Source organism: Arenimonas sp. (assembly GCF_041919775.1).
GTDB lineage: Bacteria > Pseudomonadota > Gammaproteobacteria > Xanthomonadales > Xanthomonadaceae > Arenimonas.
The window spans coordinates 1-17,752 of the sequence record NZ_JAYRTE010000027.1 but is presented as its reverse complement, the minus strand read 5'-3'; the positions used below and the strand labels follow the sequence as shown (position 1 = coordinate 17,752).

Below are 17,752 nucleotides of genomic sequence, written 5' to 3'. Positions count from 1 at the left end.
GCGCGTGGCGGGGCGATCAGTCCGCCGCGACGTCCCGATTCCGGCCCGCACCCTTGGCCTCGTAGAGCGCGAGGTCGGCCCGCGCCAGCAGCGCGTCGGCGCTCTCGCCGGGCCGGTGATGGGCGAGGCCTGCGGAGAACGTCAGCGGACGGGCGTCCAGGCAGTCGTTCCTGACGGCTTCGCGTATGCGTTCCAGCACCGCGCCGACGCCGCCGGGCCCGCCCGGCAACACCAGCAGGAACTCCTCGCCGCCCCAGCGGCCGAGCGTGTCGGTGTTCCGGAGCGTTGCGCCGGCCAGGCGCGCGAAGGCCCTGAGCGCCTCGTCCCCCGCGGCGTGCCCGAGCTCGTCGTTGACCGCCTTGAAGTGGTCGATGTCGAGGATCGCGACGCTGAATGGCGTGAGCTGTCGCGAGGACAGCGCCACGCTGCGATCGACCAGCACCTGCATCGATCGGCGGTTCGCGATTCCGGTGAGCTCGTCGGTGGTGGCGAGCCGCTGGACTTCTGACAGCGCATGCGCCAGGGCTTGTCGCTGGTCGCGCAGCTTCTGCCGCAGCCCCGAAAGCCGTGCGGCAATGACCGCAAGCGCGGGCAGGACCACGGCCAGCATCAGCAGGTTGTTGATGTCGAGCCGCAGGGGCGTGATCTCGCCCTGGACCGGCAGCCACTGCGGGTAGCGGCTGCGGATGACGATCGCGGCGACCAGGCAGGCCAGCGCCAGCGCCGTGAGGAATGCGATCTGGCGCCAGCGCAAGGCGAAGGCTCCGAAGGCGAAGATCACCATCAGCGGGAAGAGTGCCGAGGTCCTCATCGGCCCGCAGATCAGGTAACCCCAGGTCACCGCCAGCACGCCCATCGACAGCTGCCACACGGAGACGGACGGGTCGCGGAATCGTTCCGTCCAGCCGCTTCGCAGCGCGATGTAGCCGGCCAGCAGCACCAGCGCGACGAAGCCCAGCCACCAGGCAAGGGCCGTGGTGTCCATCCAGCCCTGGCCGACCCCGGCGACCAGGAGGATCGCGATGCCGACATAGACCAGGCTGGCGATGAGCCACTGCACCAGCCGCAGCCGACGCCGCTGGTCCCGACTTCCTAGCAGGTCCAAGACCTTCGTCACTACAAACTCCACCCGGGGTCCGAGTACTGGTCGGGCGCAGGATACGTCCCTCGGTGGCCAATATTGCCGCTTTAACCTGTATATGTTGTTAGCGGCCACGCAGACTGGAGAGCCCATCACGGAAACGGCCCGCTTTCGCGGGCCGTTCCTTCGGGACTGAAGTCCCTCCCACGGTGGCGGCGGGGTCAGGCGACCTTCTGGATCTCGCCGGACTTCAGGCGCGCCCAGTAAGAGTCGAAGTGCTTCTTGACCACCGGCATCAGCAGGTAGACGCCGATCAGGTTCGGAATGGCCATGATGAACAGCAGCGCATCGGCGATGTCGACGATGCTGCCCAGCGGCATGGTGCAACCCACCACGGCCATGGCCAGGTAGAAGAACTTGAAGCCGTACAGCGCCACCTTCGATTCATTGAACAGGAAGCTGCAGGCCTTGGCACCGTAGTAGGCCCAGGTGATCGTGGTTGAGAATGCGAACAGCAGCACGACCACGGCCAGCGCGTACGGCGTCCAGTCACCGATGGTCGCGAACGCGTTCGAAGTCAGCTGCACGCCGTCGGCGCCGCCGACCACGTGCTGGTTGGTGATGATGATCACCAGCGCGGTCATCGTGCAGATCACCACCGTGTCGATGAACGGTTCCCAGAGGGCGACGAAGCCTTCGGTCAGCGGCTCCCTGGTCTTGACCGCCGAGTGGGCGATCGCCGCCGATCCCAGGCCGGCCTCGTTGGAGAACGCCGCGCGGCGGAAGCCCTGGATCAGCGCGCCGATCACGCCGCCGGTCACGCCCTCGGCGGTGAAGGCACCGTCGATGATCGCTCCGAACGCCGCCGGCACCTGGCCGATATTCGCGAAGATCACGAACAGCGCGCCAATGATGTACAGCGCCGCCATGCCCGGCACCAGGCGCGCCGTCACCGAGCCGATGCGGGTGATGCCGCCGATGACCACCACGCCGCCCAGCACCGCGTACAGCAGGCCGAACCACAGGCTGCCATTGGTCATGCCGCCGGTGACGTTTTCGATCTGCGCGTAGGCCTGGTTGGCCTGGAACATCGCGCCTGCGCCGATCGCGCCCATCATCGCGCACAGGGCGAAGATGATCGCCAGCGCGCTGCCGAAATGGCGCAGGCTCGGATAGTTTTCAGTGATGCCGCGGCTGAGGTAGTACATCGGGCCGCCGGAAATCGTGCCGTCCGGCTTCTCCAGCCGGTACATCACGCCCAGCGTGCACTCGACGAACTTGGTGCTCATGCCCAGCAGGCCGGCCAGCACCATCCAGAAGGTCGCGCCCGGACCACCGATGGTGATCGCCACGGCGACGCCGGCGATGTTGCCCAGGCCCACCGTGCCGGACACAGCCGAGGTAAGCGCGCGGAAGTGGCTGACTTCGCCGGCCTCCTTGGATTTCGGGTCGCTGTACTTGCCCCGGATCAGGTCGAAGCCGTGCTTGAAGCCGCGCACGTTGATGAAGCCGAAGTACAGCGTGAAGATGAAGCCGGCCAGGATCAGCCAGCCCACGATCAGCGGGAATTCGACGCCGCCGATCGGCACCGAGTAGAAGATGCCGCCGGAAACGGCATCGGCGACCGGGCGCACGGCCCCGTCGATCTTTTCTGCCAGGGTCGGTTCGGCGACCGATCCCTCGACGGCCTCCTGCGCGACGGCCACGGATCCCACGGCCAGCCATACCAGGGCGACCATCAAAAGGCGTTTCAGCATTGTTGCAGCTCCTCCCAAGCCAGCGCGCAGCCTAACCCGAGCGGCGCCCCGATGCCCACAGGCCGGCGTGAAGAAGGTTCTACGGGGCTTACTCGTCGCCCGGGCCTGCGCCCTCATCCGGCGCCGAGGCGTCCAGCAGGGCCGCCGGCAGCTTCTTGGAGGGGGCCACGCCCAGCTGGCGCAGCATCTCGGCCTGGCGCACCAGGTTGCCGGGACCCTGGGCGAGCTTGCGGACGGCGTCGTGCTGGGCCTTCTGGGCGCGTTCGAGGTGCTCGCCCACCCGGCCCAGGTCCTCGGTGAAGCCGACGAACTTGTCGTACAGCGCGGCGCCGCGGTCGGCGATGGCCTTGGCGTTGCGGGTCTGGGCTTCGGTGCGCCAGATCTGGGCCACCAGCCGCAGCGAGGCCAGCAGGTTGCTGGGCCCGACCAGGATGATCTTGCGGGCGAAGGCGTAGTCGTAAAGCGACGCGTCCCGGCGCAGGGCTTCCAGGAACGCCGCCTCGACCGGCACGAACATCAGCACCAGGTCGGGGCTGGTGAGCCCGTGCAGCCGGCTGTAATCCTTGTCGCCGAGCTCGCGCACATGGTTCTTCAGCGCCGCGGTGTGCTGGCCCAGATGGCGTTCGCGCTCGTCGGCGTCCTCGGTGCCGCAGGCACGCTGGTAGTCGAGCAGGGCCACCTTGGCGTCGATGACGATCTGCCGGTCTTCGGGCAGCAACAGCAGGGCATCGGGCCGGTAGCGGTCGCCGTGTTCGTCCTTGAAGCTTTCCTGCGTGAGGTACTGTTGGCCCTTCTCGAGCCCGGCGCTTTCGAGCAGGCGTTCGAGCTTGAGTTCGCCCCAGTAGCCCTGGGTGCGGTTGTCGGCGGTCAGGGCGCGCGTGAGGCTGCCGGCCTCGTCGCTGAGCTGGCGGTTGAGTTCGAGCAGCTGCTTGAGTTCGGCCTGCAGCGTGACGCGCTCGCGGCCCTCCTTCTCGTAGGTGTCGGACACGACCTTGCGGAAGTCCACCAGCTGCTCGCGCAGCGGATTGAGCAGCTGGCCCAGCTGGCTGGCGTTCTGTTCGCCGAAGCGGCGCGACTTGTCCTCCAGGATCTCCGCGGCCAGGGCCTGGAATTCGGACTTGAGGCGTTCGCGGGCGCCTTCGAGGTCCTGGTAACGCTGTTGGGCGGCCGCCTGTTCGGCCTGCAGGCGCGCTTCGAGCGCCGCGGCGCGGGTTTCGGCGCCGGCGGCCCGGGCGTCGCTGGCTTCGCGGGCGGCGCGGGTTTCGCGCAGCTCGGCCTCGAGCCGGGCCTGGAAGTCGCGGTGTTCGGCCTGCTGGGCCTCGCGCTGGCGCCGGGCACCGGCCGAAACCAGCAGGAAACCCAGCACCGCGCCGGCGAGCGCGCCAATAAGCAGGAAAACGAGCTGCGTTGCGGACAAAAGAAAACCCCGGCATCAGACGATGCCGGGGATTCTAGCCTCCGGGGTGTCTCACCGGCCGAGACGGCCGGCGGACGGTCCTCAGGCGGCCTTCTTGGCCCAGGCGCTGCACCAGGCCTCAGCCGGCACGGAGAAGCCCGGGAACAGGGTGCAGGCGCCGGTGGCGGCCGTGAAGAACTGGCAGTTCGCGCAGTTGCTGTCCGGCTTGAAGCTCGGGTGCTTCACGGTCTTGTAGTCCAGCGCGTAGGCCAGGGCCTTGGCCTGCGGGTTGTCCAGCGGCAGGGGCTTGAGCTCCTGGGCCCAGGCCTGGCCCACCAGGGCCGGGGCCACGAAGGGCGCGGCGGCGGCGAGCAGGGCGGCCTTGACCAGGAAGCCGCGGCGGGAGGTGTTCGTGGTGTTCATGGATGCTCCTTGGCTACGGAGGGTTTCCGTTGGCTGGCGGCAGTTTACCCGGCACGTGTGAACGCTGGGTTGACGCAGGTCAAGCCTACGCCCCACGCGCCCTTCGGCTAGACTTTGGCCCTATGGATACCCTGCCCTACGACCCGGCCCGCCTGGCCGCACGCGCCGACGAGATCGTCGCCGCCACCCGCGAACTGTCCGCCCTGGGCTGGACGCCGGCCACCAGCAGCAATTTCTCGATGCGCCTGGACGATCGCCACGCGGCGATCACCGTCTCGGGCCGGGACAAGGGCCGGCTGGGGCCCGCGGACATCATGGTCGTGGACCTGGCCGGCAAGGCCGTCGCCACCGAACACCGCCCGTCGGCCGAAACCCTGCTGCACACCCAGCTCTACGCCCGCTATCCGGACGTGGGCTGCGTGCTGCACACCCATTCGCACGTGCAGACGGTGGCCTCGCGCCTGTACGCCGCCCAGGGCCACGTGCACCTGGAAGGCTACGAACTGCTCAAGGCCTTCGCTGGCAACCAGACCCACGAAATGGCCGTCGACGTGCCGGTGCTCGCCAATACCCAGGACATGGACGAACTGGCCGATTGGGTGAATGCCCTGCTCGACCGGCAGCCGATGTGGGGCTACCTGATCAATGGCCATGGGCTCTACGCCTGGGGCAAGGACATGGCCGAAGCCCGCCGGCACCTGGAAGCCTTTGAATTCCTGCTGTCCTGCGAACTCGACCTCCGGAGACTGCAAGCATGAGCCGCCTTCGCATTTTCGACCACGACAACCCCTCCACACCGCTTTCGAGCACCGAAGACCTGGCGGAAATCGCCGCGCGCCTGAAACCCATCGGCGTGCGCTTCGAGCAGTGGCAGGCCAGCGCGCCGGTGCAGCCGGGCGCCTCGCCCGAGGAAGTGATGGCCGCCTACCGCGGCGACATCGACAAGCTGGTGGCCGAGAACGGCTTCAACAGCGTCGACGTGGTTTCGATTTCGCCGGACAACCCGGCCAGGGACGCAGCGCGCGCCAAGTTCCTGGACGAGCACTACCACAAGGAAGATGAGGTGCGTTTCTTCGTCGCCGGCTCGGGCCTGTTCTCGCTGCACGTGGGCGACAAGGTCTATGAAATCCGCTGCGAAGCCGGCGACCTGGTCGGCGTGCCCGACGGCACCACGCACTGGTTCGACATGGGCCCGGAACCGAGCTTCATCGCCATCCGTTTCTTCACCGAAGCCGACGGCTGGGTCGGCCACTTCACCGGCACCGACATCGCCCAACGTTTTCCCCGCTACGAACCCGGGCAGGCCGGATGAAAACCATCCTGACCGATATCGAAGGCACCACGTCGAGCATCTCGTTCGTCAAGGACGTGCTGTTCCCGTACGCACGCAAGGCGCTGCCGGGCTTCGTCGCGGAGCACGGCAAGGACCCTGAAGTTCGCCGCTGGCTGGACCAGGTGGCGGCGGAAACCGGCGGCGTCTGCCAGGACGACATGATCGTCGAGACGCTGCAGGGCTGGATCGACACGGACCGCAAGCACACCGCGCTCAAGGCCCTGCAGGGCATGATCTGGAAGGATGGCTACGGGCAGGCGGATTTCACCGCGCATGTTTATCCGGATGCGGTCGAAGCATTGCGCAGCTGGCATGCGGCGGGGCACTCGATCAACGTCTATTCATCGGGGTCGGTGCCGGCCCAGCGTCTCTTCTTCGGCCACTCCGACGCCGGTGACCTGACGGGGCTGGTTTCGAATTGGTTCGACACCGAATACGGCGGCAAGCGCGAGGCCGACAGCTACCGGCGCATCGTGCAGGCGCTGGACGTGCCGGCGGCGCAGGTGCTGTTCCTGTCGGACGTGGTGGAAGAACTCGACGCTGCCCGCGAGGCCGGCCTGGACACCGTGCTGGTCGACCGCCGTGAGGATTACCCGGCGCCGCGGACCGGCGAGGCCACCCACGGCCATGCGCGCGTCGAGGATTTCTCCGCGATCACGCCCTGAACCGATTCAGGGTGACGCGGTTTCCAGGCGGTAACTTGTCGACGCCCTGATTTCGCCGCGCCAGCGATCGAAGGCGCGCACTTCCACCACATGGTCGCCCGGCGCCAGGTCGGTCGGCAGCGCGCCGCGCCACAGGTGCGAGGTTTCCGCGGCTTCCGGCAGGCGGTCGTAGCCCCGCAGCCCGGGCGCGGCGTCGTCGAGCAGGTTCTGAGTGCGCAGGGCCGGATCGGGCTGCCCGCTCAGGCGCATCGGCTGCCAGTCCCCGCCGTTGATGCGGTATTCGACGCGGCTGTCGGCTTCGCCCATGTAGACGTTCGCGTACACGCCCGTGCCCGGATAGGCGCCGGCGCGCAGCACCTTCGGCGCGTGCAGGTGCATGTCGGCGTCGCCGCCGCGGGCGACGTGCCAGCGAAGCGCGTAGCTGCCATCGGCCGCGAACGTGGCGCTGGCGTAGCCGTTCGGCGTGCCGTCGGCCATTCGCGAATCCGGAATGCCGGCCTCGTCCTTCACCCCGCTCCAGTAACCGCCGCAGGCGGCGCCGACGTTGTATTCGTGCAGCGGCGCCGCGCCGAACCAACCGTCCGCCGGGCCGTGGCGGTGGTGGCGCTGGACATGGCCGTGGGCGGTGAGCAGCAGCACCTTGCTGAAAGGCTTGAGCAGTTCGAACAGTCGCTCCCGGTCGGCACGTCGGAAGGTTTCGCGCCCCGGCTCGTCGAAGAACGGGATGTGCGCGGCGAGCACCAGCCGGCGATCGCGCGGCAGCCCGTCCAGGTAGGCCGCGAGGAAAGTGAACTGGTCTTCTCGCAGGCCGCCGATGTAGGGCTTGGCCGCACCCGGCTGGTAGATCACGTCGTCGAGCACGACGAAGCTGGCCTGGTCTTCTTCCCAGGCGAAGGTGTCCGGCCCGAAGTGGCGGCGGAAGGTGTCGAGCGAACGCGCGTCGCCGGCGGCATCGAAGTCCAGGTCATGATTGCCGGCCGCGTGCAGCCAGGGCGTGCGCAGGCTCGCCGTGTGGCGTTTCATCGCCGGGTACAGCGACAGGTCGTCGCTGACCACGTCGCCCAGGGTCAGGCCGAGGTCGGCGGCCGGCGCGCCGTTGGCGGCCGCGACGATCGGTTCCACGATGTCGCGGGCGTAATAGTCGACGTCGACGGCGCTCTTCGGCTGCGGGTCGCCGAACACCAGCACCTGCAGCGACCCTGCGGCCGGCGCGGTTTCCGGCAGCAGCGCGAAGTCGTGGCAGCGCGGCGTCTGCCGCCGCAGGCCGCCGTGGCGCAGCGCCGGCTGCGGGCTGCGCACGACGTGGCGCCAGAACACCGGCAGGCCATCGTCGCCGGTCGGGAAATCATGGCTGGCCGGCTTGACCACGAACACCGTGTGGTCCGGCGACAGCGGCAGCGACCAGCGCCCCAGCGCGTCGGTACGCACGATCCGGCGACCGTCCGAGACCTGCACGCCGGCCAGTCCCGGCTCGCCGCGGTCACGCCGGCCATCGCCGTCGCTGTCTTCGAACACCACGCCGGCATTGCAGGCACGCGCCGCCGCGTCGGGGGCCAGGCCCGCCAGCAGCAGCAGACAAACAAGGAAAGACAGGCGCATGCGCGGCTCCGGGAAGGACGCCGCGATTATCGCCAATCCGCGGGCGCCCTGCCCTCAGCGCGCGGCGGCGGCGTGGCGGTCGCGCAGCACGGCTTCCACGTCCGCCAGGCCCAGGCCGCGCGAACGCAGCAGCACCAGCAGGTGGAAAGCCAGGTCGGCGGCTTCGCCCAGCAGCGCTTCGTCGTCCTGGGCGACGGCGGCCAGCGCCGTTTCCACGCCCTCCTCGCCGACCTTCTGGGCGATGCGGCGGGTGCCGTCGGTGAACAGGCGGGTGCTGTAGCTGCCTTCCGGGCGCTCACGCTCGCGCCGGGCCACAAGGGCGTCTAGCTGCGGCAGGAAGGCCGCGGGTGCAGCCGGGAAGCAGCTGGGCCGGCCCAGGTGACAGGTGGGGCCGGCGGGCCGCGCCTGCACCAGCAGCGTGTCTGCGTCGCAGTCGGCTTCCATCGACACCAGCGCCAGCACGTTGCCGCTGGACTCGCCCTTCACCCACAGCCGCTGCTTGCTGCGACTGTAGAAGGTGACCCGGCCGGTGGCCAGGGTCGCCGCGAGCGCGGCGCGGTCCATGTAGCCCAGCATCAGCACGCGGTGGTCGCCGGCGTCCTGCACGATGGCGGGCAGCAGACCCTGCTGCTTGTCCCAGGCCAGGGCGTCGATCTGTTCAGGCGTCATCACGCACCTCGATGCCGCACGTGCGCAGCGTGGATTTGAGTTCCCGGATCCGCACCGTGCCGGCGTGGAAGACGCTGGCCGCCAGCGCGGCGTCCACGTCGGCCTGTTCGAAGGCGGCGGCGAAATGCGCCGCCTCGCCGGCGCCGCCCGACGCGACCAGTGGCACGCGGCACAGCGCGCGCACCGCCTGCAGCTGTTCGATGTCGTAGCCGCTGCGCACGCCGTCGGCGCCCATGCAGTTGAGCACGATCTCGCCGGCGCCCAGGGCCTGCACTTCCTCGACCCAATCGAGCGTGCGGCGCGCCAGCGCCTGCGTGCGATCGGGGTCGCCGGTGTAGGCACGCACCCGCCACTCGCCGTCGGCGTCGCGCAGGCTGTCGATGCCGACCACCACGCACTGCACGCCGAATTCGGCGGCCAGCTCGGACACCAGCGCCGGCCGGTCCAGCGCCGGCGTGTTCACCGAGACCTTGTCGGCGCCGGCGTGCAGCACGGCGCGCGCCTGGTCGACCGAACGAATGCCGCCGGCGACGCAGAACGGGATGTCCAGCAGCCGCGCCACGCGTTCGACCCAGGCGACATCGACGCCGCGGCCCTGCGGACTGGCGGTGATGTCGTAGAACACCAGCTCGTCGGCACCCTCGTCGCGGTAGCGCAGGGCCAGGTCCTCGATGGCGCCCATCACGACGTGGTCACGGAAGCGCACGCCCTTGACCACCTGGCCGTCGCGCACGTCCAGGCAGGAAATGATGCGGCGGCTCAGCATGGCGAGGCCTCCGCCAGTGCGTCGGCCAGCGCGAACCGGCCGTCCAGCAGCGCCTTGCCCAGCACGATGCCGCTGCAGCCGGCCTCGCGCGCGGCGGTGACGTCGGCCAGGTCGCGGGCGCCGCCCGAAGCCTGTACGGCCAGGCGCGGGAAACGCTGGCACAGGTAGCGGTAGAGCTCGATGTTCGGTCCCGACAGCATGCCGTCCCGGCTGATGTCGGTGCACAGCAGGTGGCGAAGGCCGACCTCGTCGTAGGCCGCGGCAAGTACGTCAAGCTCCTTGCTGCCGTCTTCGGTCCAGCCGTGCACCGGCAGGCGCCAGCGGCCTTCGGCGTCGCGGCGGGTGTCCAGCGCCAGGGTCAGGCGCGCAGCGCCGTAGCGCGACACCCAGGACGCCACGCGACCGGATTCACGCACGGCCAGCGAGCCGACCACGACACGGTCGGCGCCGGCCTCGAGTAGCGCGTCGACATCGGCTTCGCTGCGCACGCCGCCGCCGGTCTGTACCTGCAGCGGGGTTTCCGCCTTCAGGCGGCGAAGCAGCGGCGCCAGCGTGTAGCCGCCGGCGCGGGCGGCGTCCAGGTCCACCAGGTGCAGCCAGCGGGCGCCGGCATCGGCGTACTGGCGGGCCAGTTCGAAAGGATCGGCCGGGTAGCGGGTTTCCTGGGCGTAATCGCCCTGCCGAAGCCGCACCACGCGGCCTTCGCGCACGTCGATGGCGGGATAAACAATGAAGTCGGACATCACAGGCCCCGCTGGATGAAGTTGGCCAACAGCCGGGCGCCGAACGCCGCCGAACGTTCCGGGTGGAACTGGGCGCCGGCGACCTTGCCGCGCTGCACGACGGCGGCGAACGGTGCGCCGTGTTCGCTGCTGGCGACGGTGTTGGCGTCCACGGGCGCGGCGTAGCCGTGCACGAAGTAGACCTGGGCGCCGTCGGGAATGCCTTCCAGCAGCGGGCTGTCGCCGAGCGGCTTCAGGCGGTTCCAGCCCATGTGCGGCACGCGCAGGCCGGCCGCCGGCTGCATGCGGCGTACGCGGCCGGGCAGCAGGCCGAGGCAATCGACCTCGCCTTCGTCGGAGCCTTCGAACAGCAGCTGCATGCCCAGGCAGATGCCCAGCAGCGGCTTGTCCAGCGCACGCAGGGTCGGCACCAGGTCCAGCTCACGCAGGCGGGCCATGCCGGGCGCGGCGGCGCCGACGCCGGGCAGGATCACGCGGTCGGCCGCGGTGATCACCGCGGGATCGCCGCTGACCACCGGCGCCACGCCCAGGCGTTCGAGCGCGTAGCGCACCGAGCCGAGGTTGGCGCCGCCGGAATCAACCAGCACGACCTTCACAGCACACCCTTGGTGCTGGGCAGGTCACGCCCTTCGCGGCGCATGGCCTTGCGCAGCGCGCGCGCCACGGCCTTGAAACAGGCTTCGACCTGGTGGTGGCTGTTTTCGCCCTGCACGCGCAGGTGCAGGCTCAGGCGCGCCTCGTCGGCCAGCGAGCGGAAGAAGTGCGGCACCAGCTCGGTCGCCAGGCCACCGACTTCATCGCGGGCGAAGCTGCCTTCGAAGACGAAGTACGGGCGACCGGAGAGATCCACCGCCGCGCCGGCCAGGGTTTCGTCCATCGGCAGCGTGATCGCGCCGCGGCCGACGGAGTCGCCGTAGCGGCCGACACCGCGCTTGTCCTGCAGGGCTTCGCGCAGGGCCTGGCCCAGGGCGAGCGCGCAGTCTTCGACCGTGTGGTGCTCGTCGATGTGCAGGTCGCCCTCGCAGCGCAGGTCCAGCGCGAAACCGCCGTGTTTGCCCAACTGCTCGAGCATGTGGTCGAAGAAGCCCAGGCCGGTGCTGACCTTCGGGTCAGCCGGCTGGTCGAGATCGACGGCCACGCGGATGCGGGTTTCCTTCGTGGTGCGTTCGACCACGGCCCGGCGGGGCGCATTCGCCAGCTCATGCGCGATGCCGGCCCAGGTGTCAGGACCGGGCGCCAGCCGGAAACCGCGGCAGCCCAGGTTGCGCGCGAGCTGCAGGTCGGTCTCGCGGTCCCCGACCACGGCCGAATTGGCCAGGTCGATGGACCGGTCGCGCAGGTAGTCCATCAGGAGGCCGAGTTCGGGCTTGCGGGTGGGCTTTTTCTCGTGCTCGAAACTCTCGTCCACCAGCACGTCGCGGAAGACGATGCCCTGCGAGGCCAGCACCTGGATCACCAGCGCCTGCGGACCGTCGAACTGCTCGCGCGGGAACGACGGCGTGCCCAGCCCGTCCTGGTTGGTGACCATGACGAACTGCCAGCCGGCGTCGCGCAGCTGCAGCATGGCCGGGATAACGCCCTCGACAAATCGGACTTTCTCGAAGGCGTCGACCTGGAAATCCGAAGGCTCTTCGATGATCGTGCCGTCGCGGTCGACGAACAGGATGCGCTGGCCGCTCATGCCGCCGCCCTCCCCGCCTGCAGCGCGGCAAGCACCGCGTCGTTCTCCTCGGCCTTGCCGATGCTGATGCGCAAGGCATCGCCGAGCTGCGGCGAGGCGCGCATGTCGCGCACCACCACGCCGGCCGCCAGGAGGCGGGCGAATGCCGCATCGGCGTCTTCGAAACGCACCAGCAGGTAGTTGCCCTGCGACGGGTAGACGCGGCGCACGCCCGGCGCGTCCGCCAGCTCCGCGCGCAGGCGCTCGCGCTCGGCGCGCACGGCCTGCACGTGCTGGCGGGTGATCGCCAGCCCGGCATCGGACAATCCGGCCAGCGCCAGCTGCACGCAGGGCGAAGGCAGTGGATACGGCGCCTGGCAGTTGCGCAGCACCTGCACCAGGCTGGCGTCGGCCAGCAGGCAGCCGATGCGGGCGGCGGCCAGCGCGTGCGCCTTCGACAGCGTGCGCAGCACGGCGAGGTTGGGCTGGTCGTTGATGTCGCGCGCCAGCGAGGGCTGGTCGCTGTATTCCCCGTATGCCTCGTCCACGACCACCAGCGCGCGTCCGGCCAGGCGTCGCGCCAGGTCGCGCAGGTCGGCGGCGGGAATGGCCTGGCCGGTCGGATTGGCCGGCGAGCAGACGAACACCAGCTTCGCGCCCTGCGTGATTGCGGCGCTGGCCAGGGCGTCGAGATCACACTCGAAGCCGCCGGCACCGTCGCGCAGCGGCACCTCGACCAGCGGTGCGCCCTGCAGCCGTGCGCTGACCGCGTACATGCCGAACACCGGAGGCGCGATTACGACGGCGTCCTGGCCCGGGCGGCACAGGGCGCGCACCAGCAAATCTATGGCCTCGTCGCTGCCGCGACCCACCAGCACCTGCTCGGAACGCACGCCGTAGAGTCGGCCGAGCCGTGCACGCAGGGCCTCGGGCTGGGGATCGGGATAGCGGTTCGCGCCGACGCCGCCATCTGCCGGATTGCGCCAGGCGCTTTCGTTGGCATTGAGCCAGATCGATCCGGTGACTTCCGCGCGCCGCGCCGAACTGTAACCGCCGAAGCCACGCAGGTCCGGACGCACGAGTTCGAGCAGGGGGCTCTGGCTTTCCGTGTTCATGCCGCATCCTCCAGTCGCCGCAGTACCGACTGCGCGTGTGCTTCCAGGCCTTCGGCACGCGCCATCACCACCGCGCAGGGACCGATGGCCGCCAGGCCGGCCCGGCTGACTTCCTGGAAGCTGATCGCCTTCTGGAAGCTGGCCACGCTGACGCCGCTCCAGGCGCGCGCGGCGCCGTTGGTCGGCAGCACGTGGTTGGTGCCGGAGCAATAGTCGCCGAGGCCTTCCGGCGCGTAATCGCCCAGGAACACCGAGCCGGCGCTTTGCACCTTGTCGAGCCAGGCGCGCGGCTCGCGCAGCGCGAGGATCAGGTGTTCGGGCGCGTAATCGTTGGACAGTTCGAAGGCTTCCCCGAGCTGGTTCACCCGGAACAGCCGGGCATGCTGCAGTGCCTTTTCGGTGATTTCGCGGCGCGGCAGTTCAGCCAGCTGGCGGCCCACTTCGGCTTCGACCGCGTCGAGCAGGGCCGCCGAATCGGTGGCCAGGATCACCTGCGAATCGGGCCCGTGCTCGGCCTGCGAAAGCAGGTCCGCGGCCACGTGCGCGGGCGGCGCGCCGGCATCGGCGATCACCAGCACCTCCGACGGGCCGGCGGGCATGTCGATGGCCGGGCCACCGGCCATCATCGCCGCGCACTGCTTGGCGGCGGTGACGTAACGATTGCCCGGGCCGAAGAGCTTGTCGCAGCGCGGCACGCTGTCGGTGCCCAGGGCCATCGCGGCGATCGCCTGGGCACCGCCCAGCTTGAACACCTGGCCGATGCCGCACAGCTTCGCGGCCACCAGCACCGCCGGATCGGCGCGGCCGTCGGCGCGCGGCGGCGTGCACAGCACGACCTGCGGGCAGCCCGCCAGCGCGGCCGGTACGCCCAGCATCAGCGCGGTGGAAGGCAGCGGCGCCGAACCCGCGGGCACGTACAGGCCCACGCGCGCGATCGGCCGCAGCATTCGCCCGCAGGACACACCCGGCGCGGTTTCCACTTCGAATCCCTGGCCCATGCCGGCCTCGTGCCAGGCTTTCAGGCGACCGATGGCTTCGACCATCGCCGCACGCAGCGCGGGGTCGAGACCGGCTTCGGCGTCGGCGAACTCCTCGTCGCCGACCGCGAACGCGGCGATCTCGACGTTGTCGAAACGCCGGGTCAGCGCGCGCAGCGCCCCGTCGCCGTCGGCGCGCACCTGGTTGAAGATGCGGCGCACCGCCGCCTCCAGCTCGTCCTGCTCGCCGCCGCCGGGGCGGTCGAGCGCGCGGGCGCGGTCCTCGGGGGCGAGCGCCGTCCAGTCCAGTCGTTTCATTGCAGCATCTGCTCCACCGGAAGCACCAGCAGGCCCGTGGCCCCGGCGCGTTTCATGTCTTCCAGCCGCTGCCAGGTCATCGCGCTGCGGCACAGGGCCTGCAGGGCGACCTGGTCGCGCTGGCCTTCGATGGCCATCACCGTCGGCGGCTCGGCGTCGGGAAGCAGCTTGAGCAGGCCCGGCACCGCGTCGCGTGCGGCCTGGAACAGCACCAGTTTGCTGGCACGCACGCTCAAGACCGCGTCAAGGCGACGCAGCAGCATCGCCGCGAGCTCGGCGCGCGCGTCGCCGAAGGGCTGCGCCGGTGCGGCCAGCACGGCCTGGCTTTCGAACACGATGGCGGCTTCCTTGAGCTGGTTGGCCATCAGCGTCGCGCCGGTGGAGACCAGGTCGCAGATGGCTTCGGCCTTGCCCAGGCGCGGGGCGATTTCGACCGAGCCCGAAAGCACCACCGGGTCGGCCTGCACGCCCTGCCCCTGCAGCCAGCGCGCAAGCAGCTGCGGGTAGCTGGTGGCGATGCGCAGGCCGGCGAGGCGCTGCGGGCCCGACCATTCCCACTCGTTCGGCACCGCCACCGACAGGCGGCAGCGGCCGAAGCCGAGGTCGCGGATGGCGCGGTAGGCCTCGGGCTGGCCGGTGGCGGCGCGCTCCAGGGCCTGCTCCTCGAGCACGTTCTGGCCGACCACGCCCAGGTCGCAGGTGCCTTCGGCGATCAGGCCGGGGATGTCGTCGTCGCGCACCAGCAGCAGGTCGATGGGCAGCGATTCGCCGTAGCAGAACAGGCGGTCGCGGCTTTCCCGGAACGCCAGGCCGGCGCGCGCGAGCAGGTCGCGGGCGGGGTCGGACAGGCGGCCGGATTTCTGGATGGCAATGCGCAGTCGGTCGTGCGTCCTCATGACGCCTCCGTTTACTAGAAAGGGAAATTCAGTGCGCCGCGTCGTGCGGCAGGGTTTGTTCGTAACGTTCCGCGGCCAGGCGGTAGCCGCCGGCGCCGCGTTCAAGGCAGCGCGCGACGCGGCCGATGGTGGTGACGCTGACGCCGGTGCGGTCGTGGATCTCCCGGTAGGGCACGCCCTGCTGCAGCAGCGGGATGACCCGCCAGCGGTCGCACAGGGCTTCAAGCTCGGCGGGGGTGCACAGGTCGTCGAGGAAGGCACGCAGCTCCGCCGGCTCGCGAAGGCTGAGCAGGGCGCCGACCAGGGCGTCCAGGTCGGCGTCATCGGGGCGGGTGGCGGGGTCGCGGCGCTTCATGGCCGGGCCAATGTAATAACGCGCTATTACATTGTCAAGCCCCAAAACGAGACTTGTTCGGCTGGTCATCCCTGCCCCCGCGGACTAAAGTGACCCGGACTCGGGGGAAATCCGTCGGCTATGCGCGTAATCTCGGTGTTCCTGGCACTGCTGCTGGCCGCCGTGGGCTACCCGGCCCTGGCCCAGCCGGCGCTGCTTGATGAACAGACCGACCTGGTCCGTCTCGCGCCCCACCTCAAGTACGCCATCGATCCCGACGGGCGCGACGACGCTGCCGCCATGTTCGCCCGGGCCGGCCGGGGCGAATTCCAGCCGCTGCCAAACGGCAGCAGCACCTTCGGCTTCACCGAAGGGGCCTACTGGTTCCACGCCGAGATCTTCAACAGCCATGCCGACCTGCAGCGCTGGCTGCTGGTGCTGCACTACCCGCTGCTCGACAACGTCGACCTCTACCTGCGTTACCCGAATGGCCGCGTCGAACACATGGCCTCCGGCGACAGCCTGCCCTTCTCGGCGCGAAGCATCCGCTACCGGCATCCGAATTTCTGGCTCGAACTGCCCCAGCGCAGCCGCGTGGAGCTGATGGTCCGCGTATCCAGCCGCAGCTCCCTGCAGGTGCCGCTGGTGCTTTACACGCCTACCGCCTTCGCCGAGATGGAGCGCGACTCGCAGTTCGGCATCGGCCTGTTCTACGGCATCCTGGTGGCGCTGTTCTTCTACAACCTCGTGCTGTGGCTTTCGCTGCGCGACGCCAGCCACTTCTGGTACATGCTGCACGTCGCCGGCTTCGGGCTGGTCATGCTGTGCCTGAACGGCCTGTCCTTCGAATACCTGTGGCCGAACTCGCCCTGGCTGGCGAACCATTCGATCCCGCTGTCGATGGCGATCTCGCAGATCGCCATGCACCAGTTCTGCCGCACCTTCCTGGAGCTGCGCGACCGGCTGCCCTGGGCCAACGCCACCTCGCTGGCGATCATCGCCTTCTACGTGCTGATGGGCCTGGGCTCGCTGGTGCTCGAGTACCGCACGGTCGTGCTGCCGATGACGCTGGCGGTGTTCCCCGGGGCGATGTTCATCCTCGCGCTTACCTTCATCTCGATCCGCCGCGGCTACGCGCCCGCGAAGATCTTCCTGATGGCCTGGGGCTGCCTGTTGCTGGGCACGGCGCTCTACGCGTCGGTGTCCTTCGGCCTGCTGCCCAAGACCTTCGTCACCGAATACGGCATCCAGATTGGTTCGGCGCTGGAGATGATCCTGCTCTCCTTCGCCCTGGCCTACCGCTATGCGCGGCTGCGCAGTGAAAACGAAACCCTGGTGCGCGAACACAACGAGCAGCTCGAACGCCACGTCGCCCGCCGCACTTCCGAACTGAGCACCGCGCTCGAGCAGCTGGCCGAAGCCAACCAGCGCCTGCGTGAGTCAAACCGGCGCGACGCGCTCACCGGCCTGTTCAACCGCCGGCACTTCCGCGACCTGTTCGAACACCAGATGCACCACGCCGCCGAGCACCGGCAGACCCTGGGCGTGCTGCTGATCGACCTCGACCACTTCAAGCGCGTCAACGACACCCACGGCCATCTCGCCGGCGACGAGTGCCTGCGCTGGCTGGGACGCTGCCTGTCCGACACGCTGTCGGTGCACGGCGCGGTGGTGGCCCGTTTTGGCGGCGAAGAATTCGTCGCGGTCGTGCCGGACATCCAGGGGGACCGCCTGCTGCACCTGGCGGAGCAGCTGCGGGTAAGGATCTGCAGCGAACCGGTGCGCTACGCCGGCAGCAACATCGGCATCAGCGCCAGCATCGGCGCCTTCGCCCTGCATCCGGGCTCCGGCATCGGCGTCGACGAGGCCTTGCACCGGGCCGACGACGCCCTTTACGCCGCGAAGGACCGCGGCCGCAACTGCGTGCACGCGGCCGCCGACATCACCGGCTGAAAGAAGCTGTAGGAGCGCCTTCAGGCGCGAATCTTTTTAACTTTGCCGTTGGCAAAGAAAGGATTCG

18 protein-coding genes are annotated in these 17,752 nt (G+C 69.6%); 4 read left to right on the top strand and 14 right to left on the bottom strand.

The genetic code is table 11. The features are described 5' to 3' along the window. Window positions 1–16 precede the first annotated feature (16 nt). From ACE3TE_RS11935 to ACE3TE_RS11920, 4 genes are all read right to left on the bottom strand, one after another. Entirely contained in the window at window positions 17–1,060 is a 1,044-nt protein-coding gene (locus tag ACE3TE_RS11935; RefSeq protein ID WP_374605257.1) for a diguanylate cyclase, read from the bottom strand. A 242-nt stretch (window positions 1,061–1,302) separates the two neighbouring features. Further along, on the bottom strand, window positions 1,303–2,838 hold the full coding sequence (locus ACE3TE_RS11930) for an alanine/glycine:cation symporter family protein (protein WP_374605255.1): 1,536 nt from the start codon (window positions 2,836–2,838) through the stop codon (window positions 1,303–1,305). Window positions 2,839–2,926: 88 nt separating this feature from the next. Continuing rightward, entirely contained in the window at window positions 2,927–4,255 is a 1,329-nt protein-coding gene (locus ACE3TE_RS11925; RefSeq protein WP_374605253.1) for a DNA recombination protein RmuC, read from the bottom strand. Window positions 4,256–4,336: 81 nt separating this feature from the next. Next, a complete protein-coding gene (locus ACE3TE_RS11920) occupies window positions 4,337–4,657 on the bottom strand; it encodes a high-potential iron-sulfur protein (protein ID WP_374605251.1) in 321 nt (106 codons plus the stop codon). Between the two features lie 122 nt (window positions 4,658–4,779). Here ACE3TE_RS11920 and ACE3TE_RS11915 point away from each other — a divergent pair, with 122 nt between their 5' ends. The 3 genes from ACE3TE_RS11915 to mtnC are packed head-to-tail and all read left to right on the top strand — an operon-like array spanning window position 4,780 to window position 6,655. After that, window positions 4,780–5,415, top strand: coding sequence for a methylthioribulose 1-phosphate dehydratase (locus ACE3TE_RS11915; RefSeq protein WP_374605249.1), 636 nt, complete (start codon window positions 4,780–4,782; stop codon window positions 5,413–5,415). Beyond that, window positions 5,412–5,969: an acireductone dioxygenase gene (locus ACE3TE_RS11910; RefSeq protein WP_374605248.1), complete on the top strand. Its 558-nt coding sequence runs from the start codon at window positions 5,412–5,414 to the stop codon at window positions 5,967–5,969. The genes ACE3TE_RS11915 and ACE3TE_RS11910 overlap by 4 nt, the downstream gene beginning before the upstream one ends. Continuing rightward, window positions 5,966–6,655: an acireductone synthase gene (gene mtnC / locus ACE3TE_RS11905; RefSeq protein WP_374605246.1), complete on the top strand. Its 690-nt coding sequence runs from the start codon at window positions 5,966–5,968 to the stop codon at window positions 6,653–6,655. Before ACE3TE_RS11910 ends, mtnC begins: the two co-directional genes overlap by 4 nt. Window positions 6,656–6,661: 6 nt before the next feature. On the opposite strand, the gene ACE3TE_RS11900 is transcribed toward mtnC, so the two are convergent. The 10 genes from ACE3TE_RS11900 to ACE3TE_RS11855 are packed head-to-tail and all read right to left on the bottom strand — an operon-like array spanning window position 6,662 to window position 15,753. Next, window positions 6,662–8,254 (bottom strand): calcineurin-like phosphoesterase C-terminal domain-containing protein, encoded by a 1,593-nt coding sequence (locus ACE3TE_RS11900; protein WP_374605245.1) that lies wholly within the window; start codon window positions 8,252–8,254, stop codon window positions 6,662–6,664. A gap of 54 nt (window positions 8,255–8,308) precedes the next feature. Then, window positions 8,309–8,923 (bottom strand): bifunctional phosphoribosyl-AMP cyclohydrolase/phosphoribosyl-ATP diphosphatase HisIE, encoded by a 615-nt coding sequence (gene hisIE / locus ACE3TE_RS11895; RefSeq protein ID WP_374605243.1) that lies wholly within the window; start codon window positions 8,921–8,923, stop codon window positions 8,309–8,311. Then, the gene (gene hisF, locus ACE3TE_RS11890) at window positions 8,913–9,689 is read right to left on the bottom strand and encodes an imidazole glycerol phosphate synthase subunit HisF (protein WP_374605241.1); all 777 of its coding nucleotides are present in this window, start codon (window positions 9,687–9,689) and stop codon (window positions 8,913–8,915) included. The genes hisIE and hisF overlap by 11 nt, the downstream gene beginning before the upstream one ends. Further along, window positions 9,683–10,432 carry a 1-(5-phosphoribosyl)-5-[(5-phosphoribosylamino)methylideneamino]imidazole-4-carboxamide isomerase gene (gene hisA, locus ACE3TE_RS11885; RefSeq protein WP_374605239.1) on the bottom strand — a complete coding sequence of 250 codons (750 nt, stop codon included), beginning with the start codon at window positions 10,430–10,432 and terminating at the stop codon, window positions 9,683–9,685. The genes hisF and hisA overlap by 7 nt, the downstream gene beginning before the upstream one ends. Next, window positions 10,432–11,028, bottom strand: coding sequence for an imidazole glycerol phosphate synthase subunit HisH (gene hisH / locus ACE3TE_RS11880; RefSeq protein ID WP_374605237.1), 597 nt, complete (start codon window positions 11,026–11,028; stop codon window positions 10,432–10,434). The genes hisA and hisH overlap by 1 nt, the downstream gene beginning before the upstream one ends. Further along, entirely contained in the window at window positions 11,025–12,113 is a 1,089-nt protein-coding gene (gene hisB / locus ACE3TE_RS11875; RefSeq protein ID WP_374605235.1) for a bifunctional histidinol-phosphatase/imidazoleglycerol-phosphate dehydratase HisB, read from the bottom strand. Before hisB ends, hisH begins: the two co-directional genes overlap by 4 nt. Further along, window positions 12,110–13,207, bottom strand: a complete 1,098-nt coding sequence (gene hisC, locus ACE3TE_RS11870; RefSeq protein ID WP_374605233.1) for a histidinol-phosphate transaminase — start codon at window positions 13,205–13,207, stop codon at window positions 12,110–12,112. Before hisC ends, hisB begins: the two co-directional genes overlap by 4 nt. Next, window positions 13,204–14,502, bottom strand: a complete 1,299-nt coding sequence (gene hisD, locus ACE3TE_RS11865; protein ID WP_374605231.1) for a histidinol dehydrogenase — start codon at window positions 14,500–14,502, stop codon at window positions 13,204–13,206. The genes hisC and hisD overlap by 4 nt, the downstream gene beginning before the upstream one ends. Beyond that, window positions 14,499–15,398: an ATP phosphoribosyltransferase gene (gene hisG, locus ACE3TE_RS11860; RefSeq protein ID WP_374605230.1), complete on the bottom strand. Its 900-nt coding sequence runs from the start codon at window positions 15,396–15,398 to the stop codon at window positions 14,499–14,501. The genes hisD and hisG overlap by 4 nt, the downstream gene beginning before the upstream one ends. A gap of 28 nt (window positions 15,399–15,426) precedes the next feature. Further along, a complete protein-coding gene (locus tag ACE3TE_RS11855; protein ID WP_374605229.1) occupies window positions 15,427–15,753 on the bottom strand; it encodes a YerC/YecD family TrpR-related protein in 327 nt (108 codons plus the stop codon). A gap of 120 nt (window positions 15,754–15,873) precedes the next feature. Here ACE3TE_RS11855 and ACE3TE_RS11850 point away from each other — a divergent pair, with 120 nt between their 5' ends. Then, window positions 15,874–17,685 carry a 7TM diverse intracellular signaling domain-containing protein gene (locus ACE3TE_RS11850; RefSeq protein WP_374605227.1) on the top strand — a complete coding sequence of 604 codons (1,812 nt, stop codon included), beginning with the start codon at window positions 15,874–15,876 and terminating at the stop codon, window positions 17,683–17,685. Window positions 17,686–17,752 lie beyond the last annotated feature (67 nt).